At 66.0% G+C, this 19,891-nt stretch carries 19 protein-coding genes; 9 read left to right on the top strand and 10 right to left on the bottom strand.

What is annotated here, in order from left to right:
* Positions 1–25: 25 nt before the first annotated feature.
* Positions 26–1,498: an HDOD domain-containing protein gene (locus tag QCE63_RS10530; protein WP_309832742.1), complete on the bottom strand. Its 1,473-nt coding sequence runs from the start codon at positions 1,496–1,498 to the stop codon at positions 26–28.
* A gap of 145 nt (positions 1,499–1,643) precedes the next feature.
* Positions 1,644–3,536, bottom strand: coding sequence for a sensor domain-containing phosphodiesterase (locus tag QCE63_RS10525; RefSeq protein WP_309832740.1), 1,893 nt, complete (start codon positions 3,534–3,536; stop codon positions 1,644–1,646).
* 453 nt (positions 3,537–3,989) lie between these two features.
* Here QCE63_RS10525 and QCE63_RS10520 point away from each other — a divergent pair, with 453 nt between their 5' ends.
* The 3 genes from QCE63_RS10520 (at position 3,990) to QCE63_RS10510 (ending at position 6,439) form a co-directional block, all read left to right on the top strand.
* Complete coding sequence (locus QCE63_RS10520; protein ID WP_309832738.1) at positions 3,990–5,288, top strand: EAL domain-containing protein; 1,299 nt, start codon at positions 3,990–3,992, stop codon at positions 5,286–5,288.
* A gap of 92 nt (positions 5,289–5,380) precedes the next feature.
* On the top strand, positions 5,381–5,920 hold the full coding sequence (locus QCE63_RS10515) for a peroxiredoxin (protein WP_309833765.1): 540 nt from the start codon (positions 5,381–5,383) through the stop codon (positions 5,918–5,920).
* A 39-nt stretch (positions 5,921–5,959) separates the two neighbouring features.
* A complete protein-coding gene (locus QCE63_RS10510) occupies positions 5,960–6,439 on the top strand; it encodes a hypothetical protein (RefSeq protein ID WP_309832736.1) in 480 nt (159 codons plus the stop codon).
* Here QCE63_RS10510 and cydB read toward each other — a convergent pair whose 3' ends face one another.
* Together cydB and QCE63_RS10500 are read right to left on the bottom strand one after the other, a co-directional pair.
* Complete coding sequence (gene cydB, locus QCE63_RS10505; protein WP_309832735.1) at positions 6,440–7,447, bottom strand: cytochrome d ubiquinol oxidase subunit II; 1,008 nt, start codon at positions 7,445–7,447, stop codon at positions 6,440–6,442.
* Positions 7,448–7,497: 50 nt separating this feature from the next.
* Positions 7,498–8,955 carry a cytochrome ubiquinol oxidase subunit I gene (locus tag QCE63_RS10500; RefSeq protein ID WP_309832733.1) on the bottom strand — a complete coding sequence of 486 codons (1,458 nt, stop codon included), beginning with the start codon at positions 8,953–8,955 and terminating at the stop codon, positions 7,498–7,500.
* A gap of 269 nt (positions 8,956–9,224) precedes the next feature.
* Here QCE63_RS10500 and sugE point away from each other — a divergent pair, with 269 nt between their 5' ends.
* From sugE to QCE63_RS10470, 6 genes are all read left to right on the top strand, one after another.
* Positions 9,225–9,545 (top strand): quaternary ammonium compound efflux SMR transporter SugE, encoded by a 321-nt coding sequence (gene sugE / locus QCE63_RS10495; RefSeq protein ID WP_309808913.1) that lies wholly within the window; start codon positions 9,225–9,227, stop codon positions 9,543–9,545.
* 281 nt (positions 9,546–9,826) lie between these two features.
* Complete coding sequence (locus tag QCE63_RS10490; protein WP_309832732.1) at positions 9,827–10,456, top strand: DUF4126 domain-containing protein; 630 nt, start codon at positions 9,827–9,829, stop codon at positions 10,454–10,456.
* Between the two features lie 110 nt (positions 10,457–10,566).
* Entirely contained in the window at positions 10,567–13,056 is a 2,490-nt protein-coding gene (locus QCE63_RS10485) for an FtsX-like permease family protein (protein ID WP_309833764.1), read from the top strand.
* 21 nt (positions 13,057–13,077) lie between these two features.
* Positions 13,078–13,506 carry a group II truncated hemoglobin gene (locus QCE63_RS10480; RefSeq protein WP_309832731.1) on the top strand — a complete coding sequence of 143 codons (429 nt, stop codon included), beginning with the start codon at positions 13,078–13,080 and terminating at the stop codon, positions 13,504–13,506.
* 104 nt (positions 13,507–13,610) lie between these two features.
* Positions 13,611–14,342 (top strand): alanyl-tRNA editing protein, encoded by a 732-nt coding sequence (locus tag QCE63_RS10475; RefSeq protein ID WP_309832730.1) that lies wholly within the window; start codon positions 13,611–13,613, stop codon positions 14,340–14,342.
* A 2-nt stretch (positions 14,343–14,344) separates the two neighbouring features.
* Entirely contained in the window at positions 14,345–14,935 is a 591-nt protein-coding gene (locus QCE63_RS10470) for a DUF924 family protein (RefSeq protein ID WP_309832728.1), read from the top strand.
* 10 nt (positions 14,936–14,945) lie between these two features.
* Here the strand turns inward: QCE63_RS10470 and QCE63_RS10465 are convergent, their stop codons facing one another.
* The 6 genes from QCE63_RS10465 to QCE63_RS10440 form a co-directional block, all read right to left on the bottom strand.
* A complete protein-coding gene (locus tag QCE63_RS10465) occupies positions 14,946–15,692 on the bottom strand; it encodes an SDR family oxidoreductase (protein ID WP_309832725.1) in 747 nt (248 codons plus the stop codon).
* A 28-nt stretch (positions 15,693–15,720) separates the two neighbouring features.
* The gene (locus QCE63_RS10460; protein WP_309832724.1) at positions 15,721–16,305 is read right to left on the bottom strand and encodes a TIGR00730 family Rossman fold protein; all 585 of its coding nucleotides are present in this window, start codon (positions 16,303–16,305) and stop codon (positions 15,721–15,723) included.
* Entirely contained in the window at positions 16,302–17,048 is a 747-nt protein-coding gene (locus tag QCE63_RS10455) for a TetR/AcrR family transcriptional regulator (protein ID WP_309832723.1), read from the bottom strand. Before QCE63_RS10455 ends, QCE63_RS10460 begins: the two co-directional genes overlap by 4 nt.
* A gap of 139 nt (positions 17,049–17,187) precedes the next feature.
* Complete coding sequence (locus QCE63_RS10450) at positions 17,188–17,769, bottom strand: diacylglycerol kinase (RefSeq protein ID WP_309832722.1); 582 nt, start codon at positions 17,767–17,769, stop codon at positions 17,188–17,190.
* On the bottom strand, positions 17,766–18,794 hold the full coding sequence (locus QCE63_RS10445) for a glycosyltransferase family 1 protein (RefSeq protein ID WP_309832720.1): 1,029 nt from the start codon (positions 18,792–18,794) through the stop codon (positions 17,766–17,768). Before QCE63_RS10445 ends, QCE63_RS10450 begins: the two co-directional genes overlap by 4 nt.
* A gap of 57 nt (positions 18,795–18,851) precedes the next feature.
* Positions 18,852–19,862 (bottom strand): UDP-2,3-diacylglucosamine diphosphatase, encoded by a 1,011-nt coding sequence (locus tag QCE63_RS10440; RefSeq protein WP_309832718.1) that lies wholly within the window; start codon positions 19,860–19,862, stop codon positions 18,852–18,854.
* Positions 19,863–19,891: the final 29 nt, after the last annotated feature.

Genomic DNA, 19,891 nt, shown 5'->3' with positions numbered 1-19,891 from the left:
GCGCGACTAAAGAGTAGAAGCCGCTTCAGATCAGCTCGACTTCCTTCCAGTTGGCGCCGAGAAAGAAGCGGCTCAGTTCCTTCGTGAGGCCGTTCAGCGCGCTCATTTCGGGCGCCGAGATCTTGCGCACGTGCTGCGGATGCGTCCAGTCGCCGTAGATGAGCGCGATGGTGGACTCGTTCGACTTCACCGGCAGCAGCACGAACGCTTGCGCCTCGCCGAGCGTGTCCTTGTACCAGCGCGGCAGGCGCGCGTCGATGCGGGCGTCGTGCGCGTTCTCGATGAAGATGCCCACCGGGTTGCTGATGGCGAGATGGAACACGTCGGGCCGGAACTCGGCGGAGAAGCGCAGTGCCGGCAACATCGGCTCGACGCCGCTGCCGAGTCCGAGCCGCGCATGGAATTCATTGTTGGCCTGGCGCACGAAGACCACGGTGCGCGACAGATGCAGGCTTGCCATGATCGATTCGGAAACCAGTGCGAGCGCCGGCGCCAGCGCATTCCGGGTGGGCAGCGCGCGTAAATCTTCGATGCTCGCGCCGATGCGCGCCTCCGCCGAAATCTTCGCGCGCGCCATGGCGTCGGCGTTGGCCTGCAGTTCGGAGATCTCGCGGATCACGCCGTCGCTGGCTTCTTCGTTGGCGAGCGCGAGGCTCATCGAGGTGAGGAGTTCGGCGTCGGTGTTGAGCGCGCCGGCGTAGCGGCTGGAGATGTCGAAGACCACCGACTCGCGGCCTTCCGACGCCACGTTCTGCGCGGTGAGCGCGTCGGCGACTTCGGTGGAATAGTTCGAGATGGCGCGCAGCCAGAGCACGTGCTTGGGCACGGTTTCATCGACGGGCGCGTTCGGGTCGGTGGCGCGCATGCCTTCGCGGATGGTCTCCGGCAGGCGCCAGCGGTCGGCGGCTTCGAGGCCGATTTCGTCGAAGGTCACGCCCAGCAGCGCCGCGCATGCATCACTGTCCGGGATATTTTCCGACGCGGCTTTGCGGCGCAGCTGATCCCATTCGTGTTCGAGATAGAACGCCACGAGCAGCTTGCCGATCTGCCGCATCAGCGTGCAGACCACGGCTTCCTCGGCGGAGCGCAGGTCCTTGTGTTCGGTGAGCTGGCGCGCGACCGCGCCGGAGAGCAGCGTGCGATTGAGTTCCAGCTTGGCGTCGATACGGCGCGGCGCGCTCTGGTGAAAGTGGTCGACGATCTTGAGTCCCACCACGAGATGGCCGACGGCGTCCATGCCGAGGACCATCAGCGCGCGCGTGACGGTGGTGATGTTGCCGCCGAACGCGACGTACATCGCGGAATTGGCGAGGCGCAGCACCTTCTGCGTGAGGCCGACGTCCGACAGCACGACTTGCACGAGGGACGTGAAGTCGAGGTCGTCGTCGCTCATGGCGGAGACAGTCGAGCGCAGCGCCTGCGAGAGCATGGGGAAATCCCCGCGCTCGCTCATGCGCGACCACAACTTGTCCAATAGTTCGGCCTTGGTGCGTGCCATTGCTAAAAATAAGAACCCTGCGTTACGCGACGGCTATCCCGAGGCGGTCCAGCATCTACAAACCCAGCACCCGATAACGAAATTTACACGTTATTAGGGAGTTACGGCGCATTCCTCAATCGGAACGCGAACCAAGGGGCGCGCTTCATGCCTCGTACAACACCAGCGTATTCGATTGGAACGAGCGGGCCAATTCGTCCGACGGCAACGCATGGCTGATCAGCCAGCCCTGGATATGATCGCATCCGAGCCCTGCCAGCAGATCGCGCTGCGCCTCGGTCTCAACCCCTTCGGCGACCAGCTCGAGCCCGAGCGACTGCGCGAGCCCGACCACGGCGCCGACGATCGCACGGTTGTTGCGCGAGGTAACAATGTTCTCGACAAAGCTACGGTCGATCTTGAGCTTGGAGAGCGGAAAACGCTGCAAATAGGCGAGGCTCGAATAGCCGGTGCCGAAGTCGTCCACGGCGAAGCGGATGCCGACCGCCGTCAGCGCCTCCAGCAGGCCGGTCGCTTCTTCCGGATCGTGCATCAGCAGGCTCTCGGTGATCTCGAACACGAGCCGCCGGGCGTCGATGCCGGTGAGCGCCAGCGCCTCCTGTACGGCCGCCGTGAAGCGCTTGTCGCGGAACTGCTGCGGCGACACGTTCACCGAGACATAGTCGAGCCGGATGCCGATCGCATCCCACTGCACGATCTGCATGCAAGCGGCCTTCAGGACCCAGTTGCCCAGATAGTTGATCAGGCCGATCGATTCCGCGAGCGGAATGAAGGTCGAGGGCGGCACCAGTCCGTGCACCGGATGATTCCAGCGCATCAGCGCCTCCACGCCCACCACCGCGCCGGTCAGGATCTTCGTGATCGGCTGGAAGTAGAGCGAGAACTCGCCGTTGCGCACGGCTTCGTACAGATCGGCTTCGAGCTTCAGGCGTTCGGCGTCGGCGGGATTGTCGTCGAGCGTATGGAACACGAGCGCGTTGCCGCCCGCTTCCTTGGCCTGCGCGAGCGCGTGATCGGCCATGCGCAGCAGGCTCGTCTGCACGTTGCTGCGCGCGTTCTTGCCCGTCTGGTCCGGATACAGCGCGACGCCCACGCTCGCCGACAAGTGCGTATGCTGCCCGCGATGCCGGTAAGGCTGCGCGATTGCGGTGAGCAGGCGGCGTCCGAGCGCTTCGGCGAGTTCAGGCGAGGTGCCGGGCGGCAGCAGCACGGCGAATTCGTCGCCGGCCACGCGCGCGACGCGCTCGCCATGGCTCGCGGTGTGCTGGATGCGGCGCGCGGTTTCGCGCAGGAGTTCGTCGCCGGCATCGTAGCCGAGGGCGCGATTGATGCGCTGATAGTCGTCGATGCCCAGCAGCACCAGACCCGCGTGCGTACGCGTCAGCTCGGCTTCGGCCTGCGCCGCGCCGATCGCGGTCTTCAGCGCGGTCAGGTTTTCGAGTCCGGTCAGCGGATCGTGATGCAACTGATGGTTGAGTTCGGCTTCGCGTTCGCGCCAGTGCGACACGTCGAAGGCGGCCAGCGCGAAGCCCGGCGCGCCGCGCGCGGCCGTCGAAATGAGCCGCAGCTCGACGCAGATCGGATAGGTCAGCGACTTGACCACCGTCAGCACCGCCGACTCGAGCCTGCCGCTCGCGCGCGCCCGGGCGACGAGCGCATTCAGCTCGTCGGCCTCTTCGGAGGCGACGAGGTCGTGCAGGGTCAGCATGCTCAGGTAGTCGCGGTGATAGCCGATGAACTCGATGCTCGCGTCCGACACATGTCGAAAGCGCAACGCGTCATCGAGCTGGGCGAGGAAATCGACAGCGCCGAGCATGGCTTCGGGCGCAGGTGAAACGGACGTGGCCTGGGTCACGTCGCTGGTGGCCAATGCCGCAGCAAGTGCGTCGATGTCTTCGGCCGCATGGGCCAGCGGCGCTTCGGCCGGCGCGGCGTGTTCCTGGCGCTCGCGCGCGGCGCTTCCCCATGCGCGTGACAGCGCATCGAGCGCGATGCGCCACGGTGCGCGGCGGGAGGCGGTGATCCGGTTCGCTTGCATGATTCCAGTGGGGTTCGGGCGGCGGCGCGCGCGTCCGGCAAAGGACGGGGCGCTCACTTCAGGCTCGCGCCTGCCGCCGGGTGTGTCGGAACGGGCGCGGCACGCTCTATCAGGCGAGTTATCGGCGCAGGGTGGCGGTTTCTTTAACAAGTCACCTAAATGCAACAATCCACGCCGGGGTCAAGAATTGTCCAGCGATTGTCGATATCAAGTTTCATATTATGTATGCCCGCGATATCGGTTACAGTGGCGCGGTTTCAGCAGGAAACGGTTCTCCGCCAATGGCCAGCCTTCGCCGCGTTGTGAATTCCCAGCCTCCGTTCGCCTCATGATCGACTTCCTTTCGCTGCCGACCTGGGCTCGAGCCCGGATCGTCAGGCCGGCCCTCACGCATCCATCCGACACGCCGACGGCAACGCTTGCCCTCCGGCACGCCCAAGCGCGCTTCCCGACATGCCTGACTCGTTCCTGAGGCGCTCGATACTGGGACGGCGGGGTCAGAGCGTCTACGTGGGCCGCCAACCCATCCTCGACGGCGACGGCGCGCTGGTTGCCTACGAACTGCTGTTCCGCGACAGTCCCGACAACCACGCGCGCGTCCACGACGACGTGCAGGCCACCGCCCACGTGGTAGCCCGCACGGTGGGAGAAATCGGTGTACCAGCGGTGCTCGGTCCGTATCCGGGCTATGTGAACATGAGCCGCGAACTGCTGTTCGACGACATCGTGCACATCATGCAGCCGCAGCGTTTCGTGCTGGAACTGCTCGAAAACATCACCTTCGACGACGTGCTGTTCAAGCGCTGCGCGCAACTGCGCAAGGCGGGCTTTCGTTTCGCGCTCGACGACGTCGTGCGGCTCGACGACCCACTGCTCGAGGCGCTGCCTTCGGTCGATATCGTCAAGGTCGATTTCCTCGCCGCCGATCGCGCGCATCTGCCGGAACTGGCGGCGGCGGTGAAACTGCGCGGCAAGCAGTTGGTGGCCGAGAAGGTCGAGACGCACGAGGATTTCTCGCAGGCCAGGAAACTCGGCTTCGATCTGTTCCAGGGATATTTCTTCGCGCGGCCGCAGGTTTTGTCGGCGCGGCGCGCCAGCCCGGCGCGCGGCGCGCTGCTCCGGTTGATGACCGTGCTCGCCGGCGAACCCGGCATGCGCGAACTCGAAACGGAGCTCAAGCGCAACCCGGATATCGTCGTGCAGCTGATGCGCCTCGCCAATTCGAGTGCGCAGACGCGCGGGCGGCGCGTGTCGTCGCTGCGCGAGGCGATTGCGGCGGTCGGCACCCGCCAGCTGATGCGCTGGGCGCAGCTGCTGCTCTACGCGGACGGCAGCGGCCTGCCGTGGCGCTCGGACCCGCTGCTGCAACTGGTCGGCACCCGCGCGCGCTTCCTGGAGCTCACGGCCGGCGTGCTGCGCCCCGGCGACGAAGCGCTCGCCGACGCCGCCTACATGACCGGCATTTTTTCGCTGGTGCACGTCGTGCTCGACATGCAGCCGGCGGAGATTCTCGATAAGCTCCATCTGGCGGCCGACATCCGCGCCGCCATTCTGGCGGGCAGCGGCGCGCTTGGCACGCTGCTGGGCGTCGCGCGGGCGGCGGAGCGGGGCGATGCGCCCGCCATCGACGCAAGCCGTCTGGCGCAACCCGGACTCGACGCGCTCACGCCCGCCATGCTGGCAAAGCTGCAGGTCGAGGCAGCGGCGTGGTTCGCCGAGCATCGGCTGGACGAGGACGCCGGCAACGCGTGACAGGCGCGCACGGCGCACCCCATCATCGACATTCACCGCAAGGAGCGCGCATGAACAGCAAGTCTCTCAACCGGACGGCGCGGGGCGCCCGCATGTGGGCGGCGGCCATCGCCTGCGCGGCCGTGCTCCATCCGCTCACCGCGTCCGCGACGCTCAAGCCCGGCGATGCCGCGCCCAACTTCACCGCGCAGGCCTCGCTCGGCGGCAACGTGTACGACTACTCGCTCGCCGATGCGCTGAAGAAAGGCCCGGTGGTGCTGTACTTCTATCCTGCCGCCTTCACCAAGGGCTGCACCATCGAGGCGCACGAGTTCGCCGAAGCGGTCGATCAATACAAGGCGGAAGGCGCGACGGTCATCGGCGTGTCGCACGACAACATCGACACGTTGAAGCAGTTCTCCGTCAGCGAGTGCCGCAGCAAGTTTCCGGTGGCCGCCGACGCCGATTCGAAGATCATCCGCTCGTACGACGCCTCGATGCCCATGAAAAGCACGATGGCCAATCGCGTGTCCTATGTGATCGCGCCGGACGGCAAGGTCATCTACGAGTACACGAGCCTGTCGCCGGACCAGCACGTCAGCAACACGCTGCAGGCGCTGCGCGACTGGAACGCGAAGCACAAGGCGCAGTGAAGCACTGCGGTTTTCTGATCTGAACGCACCGGAGCCGCCATGCCTATCGTCGTCGGACTGATCGTTGTCGGCCTGCTGATCTACGGCGCGATCTGGTCATTCGATGCCATTCACGCGCACTTCGGCCTCGGCGCGGCGATCGGCGCGGCGGTGGTCGTGCTGGCGCTCATCGCGGTTGGGCTGATGCGCTGGCGCGCGAGCCGTCGGGAGATCGCGCCGAACCTGAGCCGCGGCGAGCACGGCGACTGGACCCACGAACTCAAGGCCGAGTGGGGCGGCGTGCGGCTGGCGGCGGGCAAGCGCCTGTGCGACGTGCGCGTCGGCGAGGCGAAAGGCAGCTACATCTTCGCGGACCTGCGCGGCGCCCGCACGCTGGAGCCGGCGGGCGGCGGCGCATGGCAGGTCGCGCTCGACGTGCGCGACGCGCAGCACGGCGAGTGGACCCTGCCGATGCGCGATCGCGCGCAAGCGCACCAGTGGGCACGGCTGCTTACGCTTGCGACCCAGCAGAAGCTCTGATCACTCCGCGTGGTAGCCCATGTCGCCGCGCACCTTGCCGCGAAACACCCAGTAGGACCACACCACGTAGATGATCAGCACCGGCAGCAGGAACATCGTGCCGATGAGCAGGAACTGTTGCGAGAGCGGCGCGGTCGAGGCATCCCATAACGTCACCGACGGCGGCGCGATGAACGGCCACAGGCTGATCACCAGACCCGTGAAGGCGAGAAAGAACAGCCCCATCGAGCACAGGAACGGCGTGACTTCGCGGCCCTTCGCGAGACTGGTCCACAGCGTCCATGCGAGCAGCACGGTCAGCACCGGCACCGGCGCGAACACGAGACTGTCCGGAAAGCCGAACCAGCGCGCCGCGATACGCGCGTCCTTGAGCGGCGTCCACAAGCTGATGAGCACGATGAACGCAATCACGCCGATCAGCGCATAGCGCGCCATCCGGCGCCCCCACTCCTGCAATTCCCCCTCGGTCTTGAGCACGAGCCAGGTCGTGCCTTGCAGCGCGTAGCCGAAGATCATGCCGACGCCGGTCAGCAGCGGAAATGGCGCGACCCAGTTCCAGCTGGTGCCGGTGTAGACGCGGCCTTCGATCGGAAAGCCCTGGATGAACATGCCGAGCACGATGCCCTGCGAGAACGTGGCGACGAGCGAACCGAGCCCGAACGCGCCGTCCCAGAGCCGCTTGCGCGCGCCGATCACCTCGCGGAACTCGAAGGCGACGCCGCGGAAGATCAGGCCGAGCAGCATGAAGAGAATCGGGAAATAGACGGCTGGCACGATGATCGCGAAGGCCAGAGGAAAGACCGCGAACAGTCCGCCGCCGCCAAGGATCAGCCAGGTTTCGTTGAAATCCCAGACCGGCGCGACGGAGTTGATCATCAGGTTGCGCGATTCGTCGTCGCGGCGCAGCAGGAACATGATGCCGACGCCCAGATCGAAGCCGTCGAGCAGCACGTACATGAATACCGCCAGCGCGAGAATGGCGGCCCACAGGGGCACGAGATCGAGCATCGGGTTCTCCGGTTCGGTTCTTGTCAGTGCGCTCGGGTGCGCTCAGAGGCTCAGGAGCGGCCGCGGCCCGGCGGGACGATGTCGTCGCCGCTCACCGGACGCGTCGCGCTGCCCGCACTTGCCGACACCGCCGAGAGCGGCCGAGCGGCGCGCGTCTTCGTATCGAGCTCGTCCTTCTCGTGCGCATGCTCCACTTCTGCCGGTCCGACGCGCACCAGCCGGCGCAGCAGGAAGAAGCCCGCGCCAAAAATCACCAGATACGCGAGCACGTAGAGCAGCCAGGAGAGGCCGACATCGGCGGCGGTCAGGGACGGCGTCACCGAATCCTTCGTGCGCAGCAGGCCGTACACGGTCCACGGCTGACGGCCTGCTTCCGTGGTGGTCCAGCCGGCGATCACCGCGATGAAGCCCGCCGGCATCGACCAGGTTGCGCAGCGCAGCCAGCGCGTGTTCGTCTCCACCTTGCCGCGCGCGAACAGCACGATGCCCCACAGCACGAGCGCGAACATCAGCAGCGCGATGCCCACCATGATGTGGAACGCGAAGAACACCACCGCGACGGGCGGCCGGTCCTCGCGCGGGAAATCCTTCAGGCCGCGCACGTAGCCGTTCGGATCGTGCGTCAGATAGAGGCTGCCCAGGACCGGAATCGAGATCTCGAAGTGATTGCGCTCCTCGTCCTGGTCGGGAATCGAGAAGATATTGGCCGGAATGCGCGTGCCGGATTCCCACAGGCCTTCCATCGCGGCGAGCTTGGCGGGCTGGTGCTTCAGCGTATTGAGGCCGTGCGAGTCGCCGAGCACCATCTGGATCGGCACCATGATGATCAGGAAGATCAGCGACATCTTCACCATCACGCGGCTTTCCTCGAGCGCGCGCCGCTGTCGCAGGTACATTGCGCCGACGCCGAGAATCACGAAACCGGTCGTCACGAGGAACGCGCTCACGGTATGGCTCAGCCGGTATGGAAACGAGGGCGTGAAGATGACGTCGAAGAAACTGACCACCTCGAAACGGCCGTCGGGCGTGATGCGATGCCCCTGCGGCGTCTGCATCCAGCTGTTCACGGCGAGAATCCAGAACGACGAGATCACCGTGCCCGCGGCGACGAACACCGCCGACATGACGTGCGCCCACTGCGGCACCAGCTTGCGGCCGAACAGCAGGACGCCGAGAAACGCCGATTCGAGGAAGAACGCCGTCAGCACCTCGTAGCCCATCAGCGGGCCGACGACGTTGGCGGTGGCATCGGAGAAACGGCTCCAGTTGGTGCCGAACTGAAACGGCATCACGATGCCCGACACCACGCCCATCCCGAACGACACCGCGAAGATTTTGAGCCAGAACGCCGACAGGCGGCGGTAGACATCGCGCTTGGTGACCCACCAGTTGAATTCGAGCGTGGCGATGAAGCAGGACAGGCCCACCGTGAACGCCGGCAGCAGAATGTGGAACGCGACGACCCAGGCGAACTGGAAACGGGACAGCAGGACCGAATCGACGTGCATGAACGCTCCTTGTGAGGCATTCCTGAAACGGGTGGCTCGACCATACGCCGCGCGCGGGCGTCGGCTCATGGTATTCCTGGCTTTCGTGATTAATACACGCTTTTGATGACGGAGGTCGCACGCGGCGTGAACCGGACGCGGGATCCGGCGGCGCGCCCGGCGAGCCATGCACCACTTTGGTAAAATCCGGGCTTCGCTTCAAGGCCATGCGGACGACCGCCTGCGCATCGTGTCCATCGGGGACGGCCCCGTTTTCAAGGGAGTCACCCATGTCCTGGATTCTGCTGTTCATCGCCGGCCTGCTCGAAGTCGCCTGGGCCGCCGGCCTCAAGACCTCGGAAGGCTTCACCCGGCTGTGGCCGTCCGTGTTCACCCTCGTCACCGCCACCGGCAGCTTCGTGCTGTTGGCCATGGCCATGCGGCAACTGCCGCTCGGCACGGCCTACGCAGTCTGGACGGGCATCGGCGCGGTCGGCGCTTTCGTGTTCGGCATCGTGTTCATGGGCGAGGCGCTCACGGCGGCGCGCGTGCTCAGCGCCGTGCTGATCGTCGCGGGGCTGATCGGCCTCAAGCTCTCATCAGGGCATTGAAAATACGACCGGCGCGGCCGTGCGCTGGCGCACCGGGAACGGCGATCGCTTGGGATGTTGCTGCACCGCGTGGTTTTGCGTGGATATAATGGTCTGAGGTCAACCGGTTTTCGTCCGATTCCTGTCCTTGTGCGCCGCCCTATGCGCCATCGCACGTTTGGGCCGCACGGCTTCTTGGCAGCAGGCGACGTTTTTCAGCATTCCCGGAAAGATCGCAATTTTCAGCCGGTCAATCGCCCGCCAGCGGCGAACATCGGCAGGCAGCATCAAGGGAGGCGGCAATGCTTGAGTCACTTTCGCTCGCGGCGGGCCTGTCATGGGCGAGCGGGCTGCGCCTGTACCTGACGGTCTTCATCGCCGGAATGTTCCAGCGCATGGGCCTCGTCCACCTGCCGGATTCCCTCGCCATTCTTTCTTCCCCTTGGGTGATCGGCGCCGCGGCGGTGCTCACCGTCGTCGAATTTCTCGCCGATAAAATCCCCGCCGTCGATTCCCTCTGGGACGCGGTCCACACCTTCATTCGCATTCCGGCGGGCGCGGTGCTCGCGGCCGGCGCGCTCGGCCACGCCGATCCCGCCATGCTGACCATCGCGGCGCTCGCGGGCGGCACGCTTGCCGGCGCATCGCATTTCGCGAAGGCCGGCACGCGCGCGCTCATCAATCTTTCGCCGGAACCGGTGTCGAACTGGGCTGCCTCGACCACCGAGGATGTCGGCGCGCTCGCGGGCATCACACTCGCGCTGTTCGTGCCGCTGCTGTTCCTTGTCATGGTGCTGGTGTTCCTCGTGCTGGCGGGCTGGGCCTTGCCGCGGCTCGCGCGCGGCGTGCACGGCGGCGTGTCGCGCATGGCCAAGCACATGCTGCCCGGCACCTATGCGCGCATCGACCGGCTGCGGAGCAAGCACGATTGAGCACCGCAGCGAAGCCCGGTTCCAACCCCTCCCACGTCACACCCAGGGCCGGCGCGGCGCACGCCCCCGTGCGGCTCGGCCTCGTGCCGCTGATGCGCCAGGCATGGCGCATGACCGCACGCGACTGGCGCGCGGGCGAGCTGACCATGCTGCTGCTCGCGCTCGTGCTGGCGGTCGCTGCGCTGTCGAGCGTCGGCTTTCTCGCCGATCGCATGCGTCAGGGGCTGGCCCGCGACGGCCGCCAGATGATCGCCGCCGATTTCGTCGTGCGCGCCGATCATCCCGTCGACGCGACATTTGCCAGTGAAGCGAAGTCGCTCCGACTGGAGACGGCGGGCACCACGATTTTCCCGAGCATGATCAGTTCGGTATCGGCGCAGCCTGCCTCGCGGCTCGCGGCGATCAAGGGGGTGACCGACGGCTATCCGTTGCGCGGCGCGCTGCGCATCGCGCCTGCTCTGGACGCGCCCGACGCTCCCGCGCACGGGATTCCCGCGCCGGGCACGGTGTGGGCCGATCCCGCGCTGCTCGATGCCCTCAAGACGAAGGTGGGCGGCACGCTGAAGGTCGGCACGCGCACCTTCACGGTCGCGGGCGTCATCACGCGTGAGCTGGATCGCGGCTTCTCGTTCGTGAACTTCTCGCCGCGCCTGATGATGCGTGCCGACGAAATCGCGGGCACCGGCCTGAACGGTTACGGCAGCCGGGTCACGTACCGTCTGCTGGTGGCGGGACCGGACGACGCGGTCGAACGGTTCGCGAAGTTCGCGCGCGACGAGGTGGACGGCGGCAAGCTGCGCGGCGTCGGCCTGGAATCGCTGTCGGACGGGCAGCCGCAGGTGCGCCAGACGATCGACCGCGCGAGCCACTTCCTCACGCTCGTGTCGCTGCTGACCGCGCTGCTCGCGGCGGTCGCCATCGCGATGGCCGCGCACCGGTTCGCGCGCCGCCACCTCGACGGCTGCGCCGCGATGCGCTGTCTCGGCGTCAGCCAGCGCACGCTGCGTCTGCTGTTCCTGAACGAATTCCTGGCGATCGGCGTGATCGGCAGCGTGACGGGCGTCGTGCTCGGTTTTGGCGGGCATCTCGTGCTGCTGAACTGGCTGGGCTCGCTCGTCGATGTCGAACTGCCGCAGGCCAGCGCCTGGCCCGCGCTGCAAGGCATCGCGATGGGCCTCGTGCTGCTGCTCGGCTTCGCGCTGCCGCCGCTGCTGCCGATCACGCGCGTGCCGCCGGTCCACGTGATCCGCCGCGAACTCGGCGACGCGCAGCGGGTCGCGCATGCGGCCTACGGCGTCGGCGTGTTGCTGTTCGCGGCGCTCCTGATCGTCGCAGCGGGCGAGTGGAAACTCGGCGGCATCGTCGCGGGCGGTTTCGCAGCGGGCTTGCTCGTGTTCGGCGCAATTGCGCGCGCGGCGCTCTGGGCCGCGGCGCGCTTCGTGCGGCGTGAGCGCAGCCGGGCGGGCGTCGGCTGGCGCTATGCGCTGGCGTCGCTGGAACGGCGCAGCGGCTCGAGCGCGCTGCAGATCACCGCGCTCGGCATCGGGCTGATGTGCCTGCTGCTGATCGGCATGACGCGCAACGATCTCATCAAGGGCTGGCGCGACGCCACGCCGCCCGACGCGCCCAACCAGTTCCTCATCGATATCCAGCCGGACCAGCGCGCCGGCGTGCTCGACTACCTGCACACGCACGGCCAGCCGGCCGCCGTGCTGTCGCCGATGGTGCGCGCACGGCTCGTGTCGATCAACGGCAAGCCGGTGAATCCCGACAACTACGACAAGGCCGATGCGAAGCGCCTGGTCGATCGCGAATTCAACCTGTCCTATACCACCCAGCTGCCCGACGATAACCGCGTGACGCAGGGCACGTGGTTCGGCACGGATGCGAAGCCGCAGGTGTCGATCGAAGAGGGCATTGCGAAGACGATCCGCGTGAAAGAGGGCGACATGCTGCGTTTCGATGTCGCCGGACTGCCGGTGGAAGCGCCGGTGACGAGCTTGCGCAAGGTCGACTGGAATTCGTTCAAGGTGAATTTCTTCGTGCTGATGCCGCCTGAAGCGCTCGCCGATCTGCCCGCCACCTTCATCACGAGCTTTCATCTGCCCGAGAGCGGACAGCGGATGATCGACGGGCTGGTCGCGCGCTATCCGAACGTCACGGCCATCGATGTCGCGCCGATCCTCGCGCAGATTCATCGCACGCTGGCGCAGGTGATCGGCGCGGTGCAGTTCCTGTTCATCTTCACGCTCGCGGCGGGCGTGCTCGTGCTGTATGCGGCGCTGGCCGGCACGCGCGACGAACGCGTGCGCGAGTCGGCGTTGCTGCGCGCGCTCGGCGCGTCGCACCGGCAGGTGCGCGCGGTGCAGATTGCGGAGTTCGTCGCGGTGGGCGCGTTGTCGGGCCTGATGGCGGCGCTCGGCGCGCAGGGCATCGGCTATGTGCTGGCCGCGCGCGTGTTCGAATTTCATATCGATTTCAATCCGTGGCTCGTGCCGGCGGGCGTGGTTGCGGGCGTCGCCTGCGCGGGTCTGAGCGGCTGGCTGAGTCTGCGGCGCGTACTCGCGCGTCCCGCGTTGCAGTCGCTGCGCGACGCCTAGTGTTTCACCGATTCCCAAGCAATGACCGAAGTCAATTCCTCCTCACCTTCCCCTGAAGACGATGTCCAGCAGCCGACCGCGTTCGAGCTGATCGGCGGCGAAGAGCGGCTGCGTGCGCTCGTCGACCGCTTCTATGACCTGATGGACCTCGAACCCGAGTTCGCAGGCATTCGCGCGCTGCATCCGCCGACGCTCGACAATTCGCGCAACAAGACCTTCTGGTTCCTGTGCGGCTGGATGGGCGGACCGGATCACTACATCAGCCGTTTCGGCCATCCGCGTCTGCGCGCGCGGCATCTGCCGTTTGCGATTGCATCGAGCGAACGCGATCAATGGCTGCGCTGCATGGCTTGGGCGATGGAGGACATCGGCCTCGACGAAGGCTTGCGCGAGCGGCTGCTCACGTCGTTCTTCGACACCGCCGACTGGATGCGCAACCGTCCCGGTTGAATCGCTGGCTTTTGTATCGGTTCGATTGCGCCGGGTGTGCTGCATCATGTCCGCTCGCAGGCGCTCAGGCGTCTCATCCCCGAATACAGCAAGGAAGCACGATCATGGGCACACGCGCGCTATTCCGCGAGGACGCATATCTGACGCACTGCGAGGCGAGGATTACCGCCATCGACGAACAGGGCATCCAGCTCGATCAAACCGTGTTCTATCCGCTCGGCGGCGGTCAGGCGGGCGACGCGGGCACGCTGAAGCTAGCCGATGGCATGACGATCGTCATCGCCGATACGCGCAAGGCGAAGTTCGAAGGCGCCACGCCCGACGACGCCATCCACGTCCCGGCGCCCGATCAGGAAGCAGCGCTGGCCGGCCTGAAAGTCGGCGACACGGTGACGGCAGAAATCGACTGGCCGCAGCGCCATCGGCGCATGCGCCTGCACACGGCGAGTCATCTGATCTGCGCGGTGCTGCCGTATCCGGTGGATGGTTGCAGCATCACGACCGAGTACGCGCGCCTCGATCTCGCGACCGTCGAGCCAATCGAACGGGAAGTAGTCGAAGCACAGCTGAATGCGTTGATTGGCGCCGCGCACGACGTGCGCACCGAATGGATCACCGACGACGAAATGTCCGCGCGCCCCGAACTCGTTCGCACGATGAGCGTGAAACCGCCAATGGGCCTCGGCCGCGTGCGCCTGCTGCGCATCGACGAAGTGGACCTGCAGCCGTGTGGCGGCACGCATGTGCGCAACACGAACGAGATTGGCGCATTGCGTATCGCGAAGCTGGAGAAGAAGAGCGCGCGCACGCGGCGGCTCGTGCTGGAACTGGTTTGAACGTGGCGGATGAAATCGATTCGCACGCGCAGGCGGTTCTCGATGTATGGTTCGGCGCGCCGGGCTCGCCCGAGTTCGGTACGGATCGCAAGCTGTGGTGGAAGAAGAAGCGGGCGTTCGACGCGCAACTCACCGAGCAATTCGGCACACTGCTTGTGAGCGCGCATGAAGATGGTCTGCGCGAATGGGAGCGCGCGCCGCTTTCGATGCTCGCGCTGATCGTGTTGCTCGACCAGTTCTCGCGCAACTGCTTTCGCAACACGCCGCGCGCCTTCGCCGGCGATGCCCGCGCGTTGTCACTGGCGCGCACTTTGGTGGCAAAAGGCGACGACATGCGACTGCCGAGCGCCTGGCACCGCGCGTTCGCCTACATGCCTTTCGAGCACGACGAGTCGATGCCGAGCCAGCACGAAGCACTGCGTCTGTTCAAGCAACTGATGGACGAGACCGGCGTCTCGTCGTTTTACGAGTCGGCGCAACGGCATGCGGACGTGATCGCGCGCTTCGGGCGCTTTCCGCATCGCAACCGCATTCTCGGGCGCGCGACGCTGCCCGAGGAAGAAGCCTGGCTCGCCACGCACGGCGGCTTCTGAACGCCGCTGCTTATCGGCCGCCGGTGACGTCGAGAATCGCGCCGGTCACGTACGACGACGCGTCCGACAGCAGCCAGACGATCGATTCACCCACTTCCTCCGCCGTACCCGCACGTCCGATCGGCGTCTGCACGCCCAGCACATGCGCGCGATCCGGCTTGCCGCCGCTTGCGTGAATCTCGGTATCGATGAGACCCGGGCGGATCGCGTTCACGCGCACGCCTTCGCGGCCGAGTTCCTTCGAGAGCCCGATCGTCAAGGTATCGATGGCGCCCTTCGAGCCCGCGTAATCGACATACTCGTTCGGTCCGCCGAGCCTTGCCGCCGCCGACGACACATTCACCAGCGAGCCGCCCCGGCCGCCGCGCGACGTCGACATGCGCCGCGCGGCTTCACGCGCGCACAGATACGCGCCGAGCACATTGATGTCGAAGATGCGCTTCATGCGCGCGAGGTCCATGTCCGCGAGCGAGGAACCGGGCGCGACGATGCCGGCGTTATTCACCACGCCGTTGAGCGGCCCGAAGGCTTGTTCGGTAGCGTCGAACATCGCGATGACGGAGGCTTCGTCACTGACATCGCCCGCGATGGCGAGCGCCTTGCCGCCCGCCGCGACGACCGCCGCGACGGTTTCTTCGGCGGCAGCGGCGTTGGACGCGTAGTTCACGCCGACGGACCAGCCGCGCCGGCCCGCGAGCACTGCCGCCGCGCGACCGATGCCGCGGCTGCCGCCGGTAATCAGGATGACTTTGGACATCGGACGGCTTCCCCTTGAGTTGAAACGTTCAGACGGCGTCGCGCTTCTGGGCCCACTTGTCGTGCACGGGCGGCGTGTAGGCGGCGAGTTTCGCGATCATCTCGTCGGGCGCGGCCGCGACCTGGATGATGTCGAGATAAGGCGCGCGCATGAAGCCTTCCTCGACGGTATGACGCAGCATCGCCATCAGCGGATCGTAGTAGCCGTTCACGTCGAGCAGGCCGACCGGCTTCTGGTGGTAGCCCAGTTGCGCCCACGTATAGACCTCGAAGAACTCCTCGAAAGTGCCGACGCCGCCGGGCATCGCGACGAACGCGTCCGAGAGATCCGCCATCATCTTCTTGCGCTCGTGCATGTCGGGCACGACGTGCAGTTCGGTCAGTTCCGTGTGGCCCACTTCCTTCGCAAGCAGCAGTTCGGGAATCACGCCGACCGCGCGGCCGCCGGCGGCGAGGACTTCATCGGCGATCAGGCCCATCAGGCCGACGCGGCCGCCGCCGTAGACGAGGGCGAGATCGTTCTTCACCAGTGCCTGGCCGAAGGCCTTGGCTGCTTCGGCATAGACGGGGCGGGCGCCGCTCGCGGAGCCGCAATAGACACATACTGCTTTCATTGCCTGGAATCCTTGGTTTCGTTCTTCGCCGCAGGAAGCGGCGATGGTGTTTCATCGCGCGGCGCGCGGAAGTCGGCGAACTCGCGCTTCGGCAGCTTGCCCGACACGAGGTCGTCGAAGAGTTGACGCGAACGGCCGCGCAGATACGGTGCCATGATCGAGATGATGTGCTGGCTCGCCTGATGCAGCTCCGCGCGGATCGCTTCCTGATCGTTGTACTTGCGCGGATTCATCACGTACTGGTACGACAGCCAGTAGGTAGCAATGACGCCCATGTTGGTCGCGATCACCTGGATTTCCTCGGGCGTCGCGACCATTTCCTGATCGGCGACCAGCGCTTCGCACAGACGGCTCGCGAAGCGCACCTTGTGCGTGATGATCTGCTTGAAGTGCGTTTCGAGCGTGCGGTTGCGCGCCAGCAGGTCGTTGAGATCGCGATACAGGAAGCGGTACGTCCAGAGGAAGTCCGCCATGTATTGCAGATACGACCACATCTCGTCGATGGTCGGACGATGGTCGTCCGGGAAGCGCAGCCGCTTCTGAATCTGCTGCTCGAACTGCGCGAAGATGCTGTTGATGATGTCGTCTTTATTGCGGAAATGGTAGTACAGGTTGCCCGGACTGATTTCCATCTCCTCGGCGATCGTCGTCGTGGTGACGTTCGGCTCGCCGATATCGTTGAACAGTTTCAGCGACAGCTCGAGTATCCGTTCGCGCGTGCGGCGGGGTGGTTTGGCTTCCATGTCGTCCAACCTTGGCATCGGGCCCGCGGCTCGGAATGAGCATTCGCGCGCGGCTTCCGTTGCTGTTACTGAGAATGTCGGACGATTATAAACCGGCCGTTCGGCCGCACCGGACGTGTGCCGCCCTGCAGTCCCTCCGTTACACGATACGCGCGAACCACGCGGATGCAAGCGGCCAGAGAATCAGCCCCCAGGTGATCAGGCAGGTGCCGAGCGCGACCATCACGGCCGCGCTGCCGAGATCCTTCGCGCGCTTCGAGAGTTCGTGACGTTCGAGCGAGATGCGGTCGATGGCCGCCTCGACGCTCGAATTGAGCAATTCGACGATCAGCACGAGCAGCACCGAGGCGATCAGCGCCGCGCGTTCCACCGGCGCGACCGGCACGAACAGGCTGCACGGCAGCAGGATCGCGGCGAGCGTCAGTTCCTGGCGAAACGCGCTCTCCTCGCGAATCGCAACCTGGAAACCGTACAGCGAGTTCTTCATCGCGTGCCACGCGCGCGTCACGCCGCGATTGCCCTTGTACGGATTGAAGGGCAGGTCGTCGGGGCTCAGGGGTTCGCGGGTCGGTGCGCTCGGGCCATTCGCGCCATTCAAGCCGTTCGCGCCGTTGATCGGGTTCAACGTGTCGTCCCGGTCGTCGTCGATCTCGTCGTCGAACGGATCGCGCACGGACGCGTTCGCTTCGGCATGTTCCCGGGGCGCCGCGCGTCGCGTCATGCGGCCGCCTGCTCGGAGGTCGCGCGCGGTCCGAAATGACGCAGATGCGAGGCGAACTGCTCCGACGCCGCGCGCCACGAGAAGCGCTCGGCCCATGCGCGTGCATCGCTGCGCTCGATCTTCAGCGCCTGCAAGCAGGCTTCGCGCAGGTCGTCATTCAGCGCGCCCGGACCTTCCGTGCCGAGCACGTCGATCGGACCCGTCACCGGATAGGCCGCGACCGGCGTGCCGCAGGCCATCGCTTCGAGCAGCACGAGGCCGAAGGTGTCCGTGCGGCTCGGAAACACGAAGACATCGGCGGCGGCGTAGACCTTCGCCAGTTCCGGCTGCGACAGCACGCCGAGGTAGTTCACGTTGGTGTATTTCGACCTCAGTTCGGCGAGCGCCGGACCTTCGCCCGCCACCCACTTCGAACCGGGCAGGTCGAGCTTGAGGAACGCCTCGACGTTCTTCTCCACCGCCACGCGTCCGACATACAGGAAGATCGGCCGCGCGGTGTTGAGGACCTTGGAGTCCATCGGCTGGAAGATCTCGAGATCGACGCCGCGCGTCCACAGCACCACGTTCGTGAAGCCGTAGTGTTCGAGGTCGCTGCGCACCACCGGCGTGGGCGCCATGACCGCCTGCGACGGCTTGTGGAACCAGTGCAGGAAGCGATACGTCAGCGCCAGCGGAATGCCAAAGCGCGCCTTCACGTATTCAGGGAAACGGGTGTGGTAGGCCGTCGTGAAGGGCAGCTTGTGACGCTTCGCATAGGCGCGCGCGGCGAGACCGAGCGGGCCTTCCGTCGCGATGTGCAGCGCGTCCGGCTCGAATGCGTCGATGCGCTCGGCGACGCGGCGCCCCGGCATCAGCGAGAGGCGGATTTCAGGGTACGTGGGGCAGGGAATCGTCCGGAATTCGAGCGGCGTGAGCAACTCCACGCGATGTCCGAGCGCGGTGAGTTCCTTCGTCGTCTGCGTGAGCGTGCGCACGACGCCGTTGACCTGCGGCTGCCATGCGTCGGTAACGATCATGATTTTCATCGGTTCGGCCCTGGGTTGATGTCGCGGGGTGTCGCTGAAGGTGTTTCGGCGCGGGGTTCAGACCGTCGCGCGCGCCCGCGTGGCGCGCTGCGACGGCGAGCGCATGACGGTCCAGTAGACGATCTTCAGTTCACCGTCGTAGGTCTCGACGAGCGCCGACAGGCTCTCGACCCAGTCGCCGTCGTTGCAGTACAGGACGCCGTCGATGTCGCGAATCTCGGCCTTGTGGATGTGTCCGCAGACGACGCCGTCGCAGCCGCGGCGACGCGCTTCGTCGGTCATCACCTTCTCGAACTGGGAGATGAAGTTGACGGCGTTCTTCACCTGGTGCTTCAGGTACTGCGACAGCGACCAGTAATTGAAGCCGAACTTCGTGCGCACGCGATTGAACCAGCGGTTCAGGAGCAGGATCATCGTGTAGGCGGTGTCGCCGAGATAGGCGAGCCACTTCGCATGCTGGATCACGCCGTCGAAGAGATCGCCGTGCACGATCCACAGGCGCTTGCCGGCGAGCGTCGTGTGGAACGCCTCGCCGCGCACGTGGATGTCGCCGAACGCGAGGTCGCAGAACTGGCGCGCGGCTTCGTCGTGATTGCCGGGAATGTAGATGACCTGGGTGCCCTTGCGCGCCTTGCGCAGGATCTTCTGCACGACGTCGTTGTGCGCCTGCGGCCAGAACCAGCCCTTGCGCAACTGCCAGCCGTCGATGATGTCGCCGACCAGGTACAGGTACTCCGACTCGTGGTGACGCAGGAAATCGAGCAGATAGGGCGCCTGGCAGCCGCCCGACCCCAGATGGATATCCGAAAGCCAGATGGTGCGATAGCGTTGGGGGGCGTCGGTGGAGTCGTCGGCGTCGTCGTCGTGGCGCGACGACGCGAGGCGCGGATCGACTTGTCCCGACGACGCGCCCGCCGAGGCGGCGGGCGGTGAGTCGGTGGATTCGGAGCGGAGGGTGGGGCCTGTGCGCAGCTCGCCGTTGCCGAAGCGAAAAGGAGACGACGTCAGTTCAACAGGAGGCTCGATTGCCGGGCGGACAGACGAGTGGTAGGCCATAGGCTCGCGCATCGGGTTTCGGTACGCGCATTGCGCCACGC

The sequence above is a fragment of the Caballeronia sp. LZ065 genome (assembly GCF_031450975.1).
Lineage (GTDB): Bacteria > Pseudomonadota > Gammaproteobacteria > Burkholderiales > Burkholderiaceae > Caballeronia.
The sequence above is the reverse complement of the archived record's forward strand: the minus strand, read 5'-3'. Positions and strand labels throughout refer to the sequence as shown.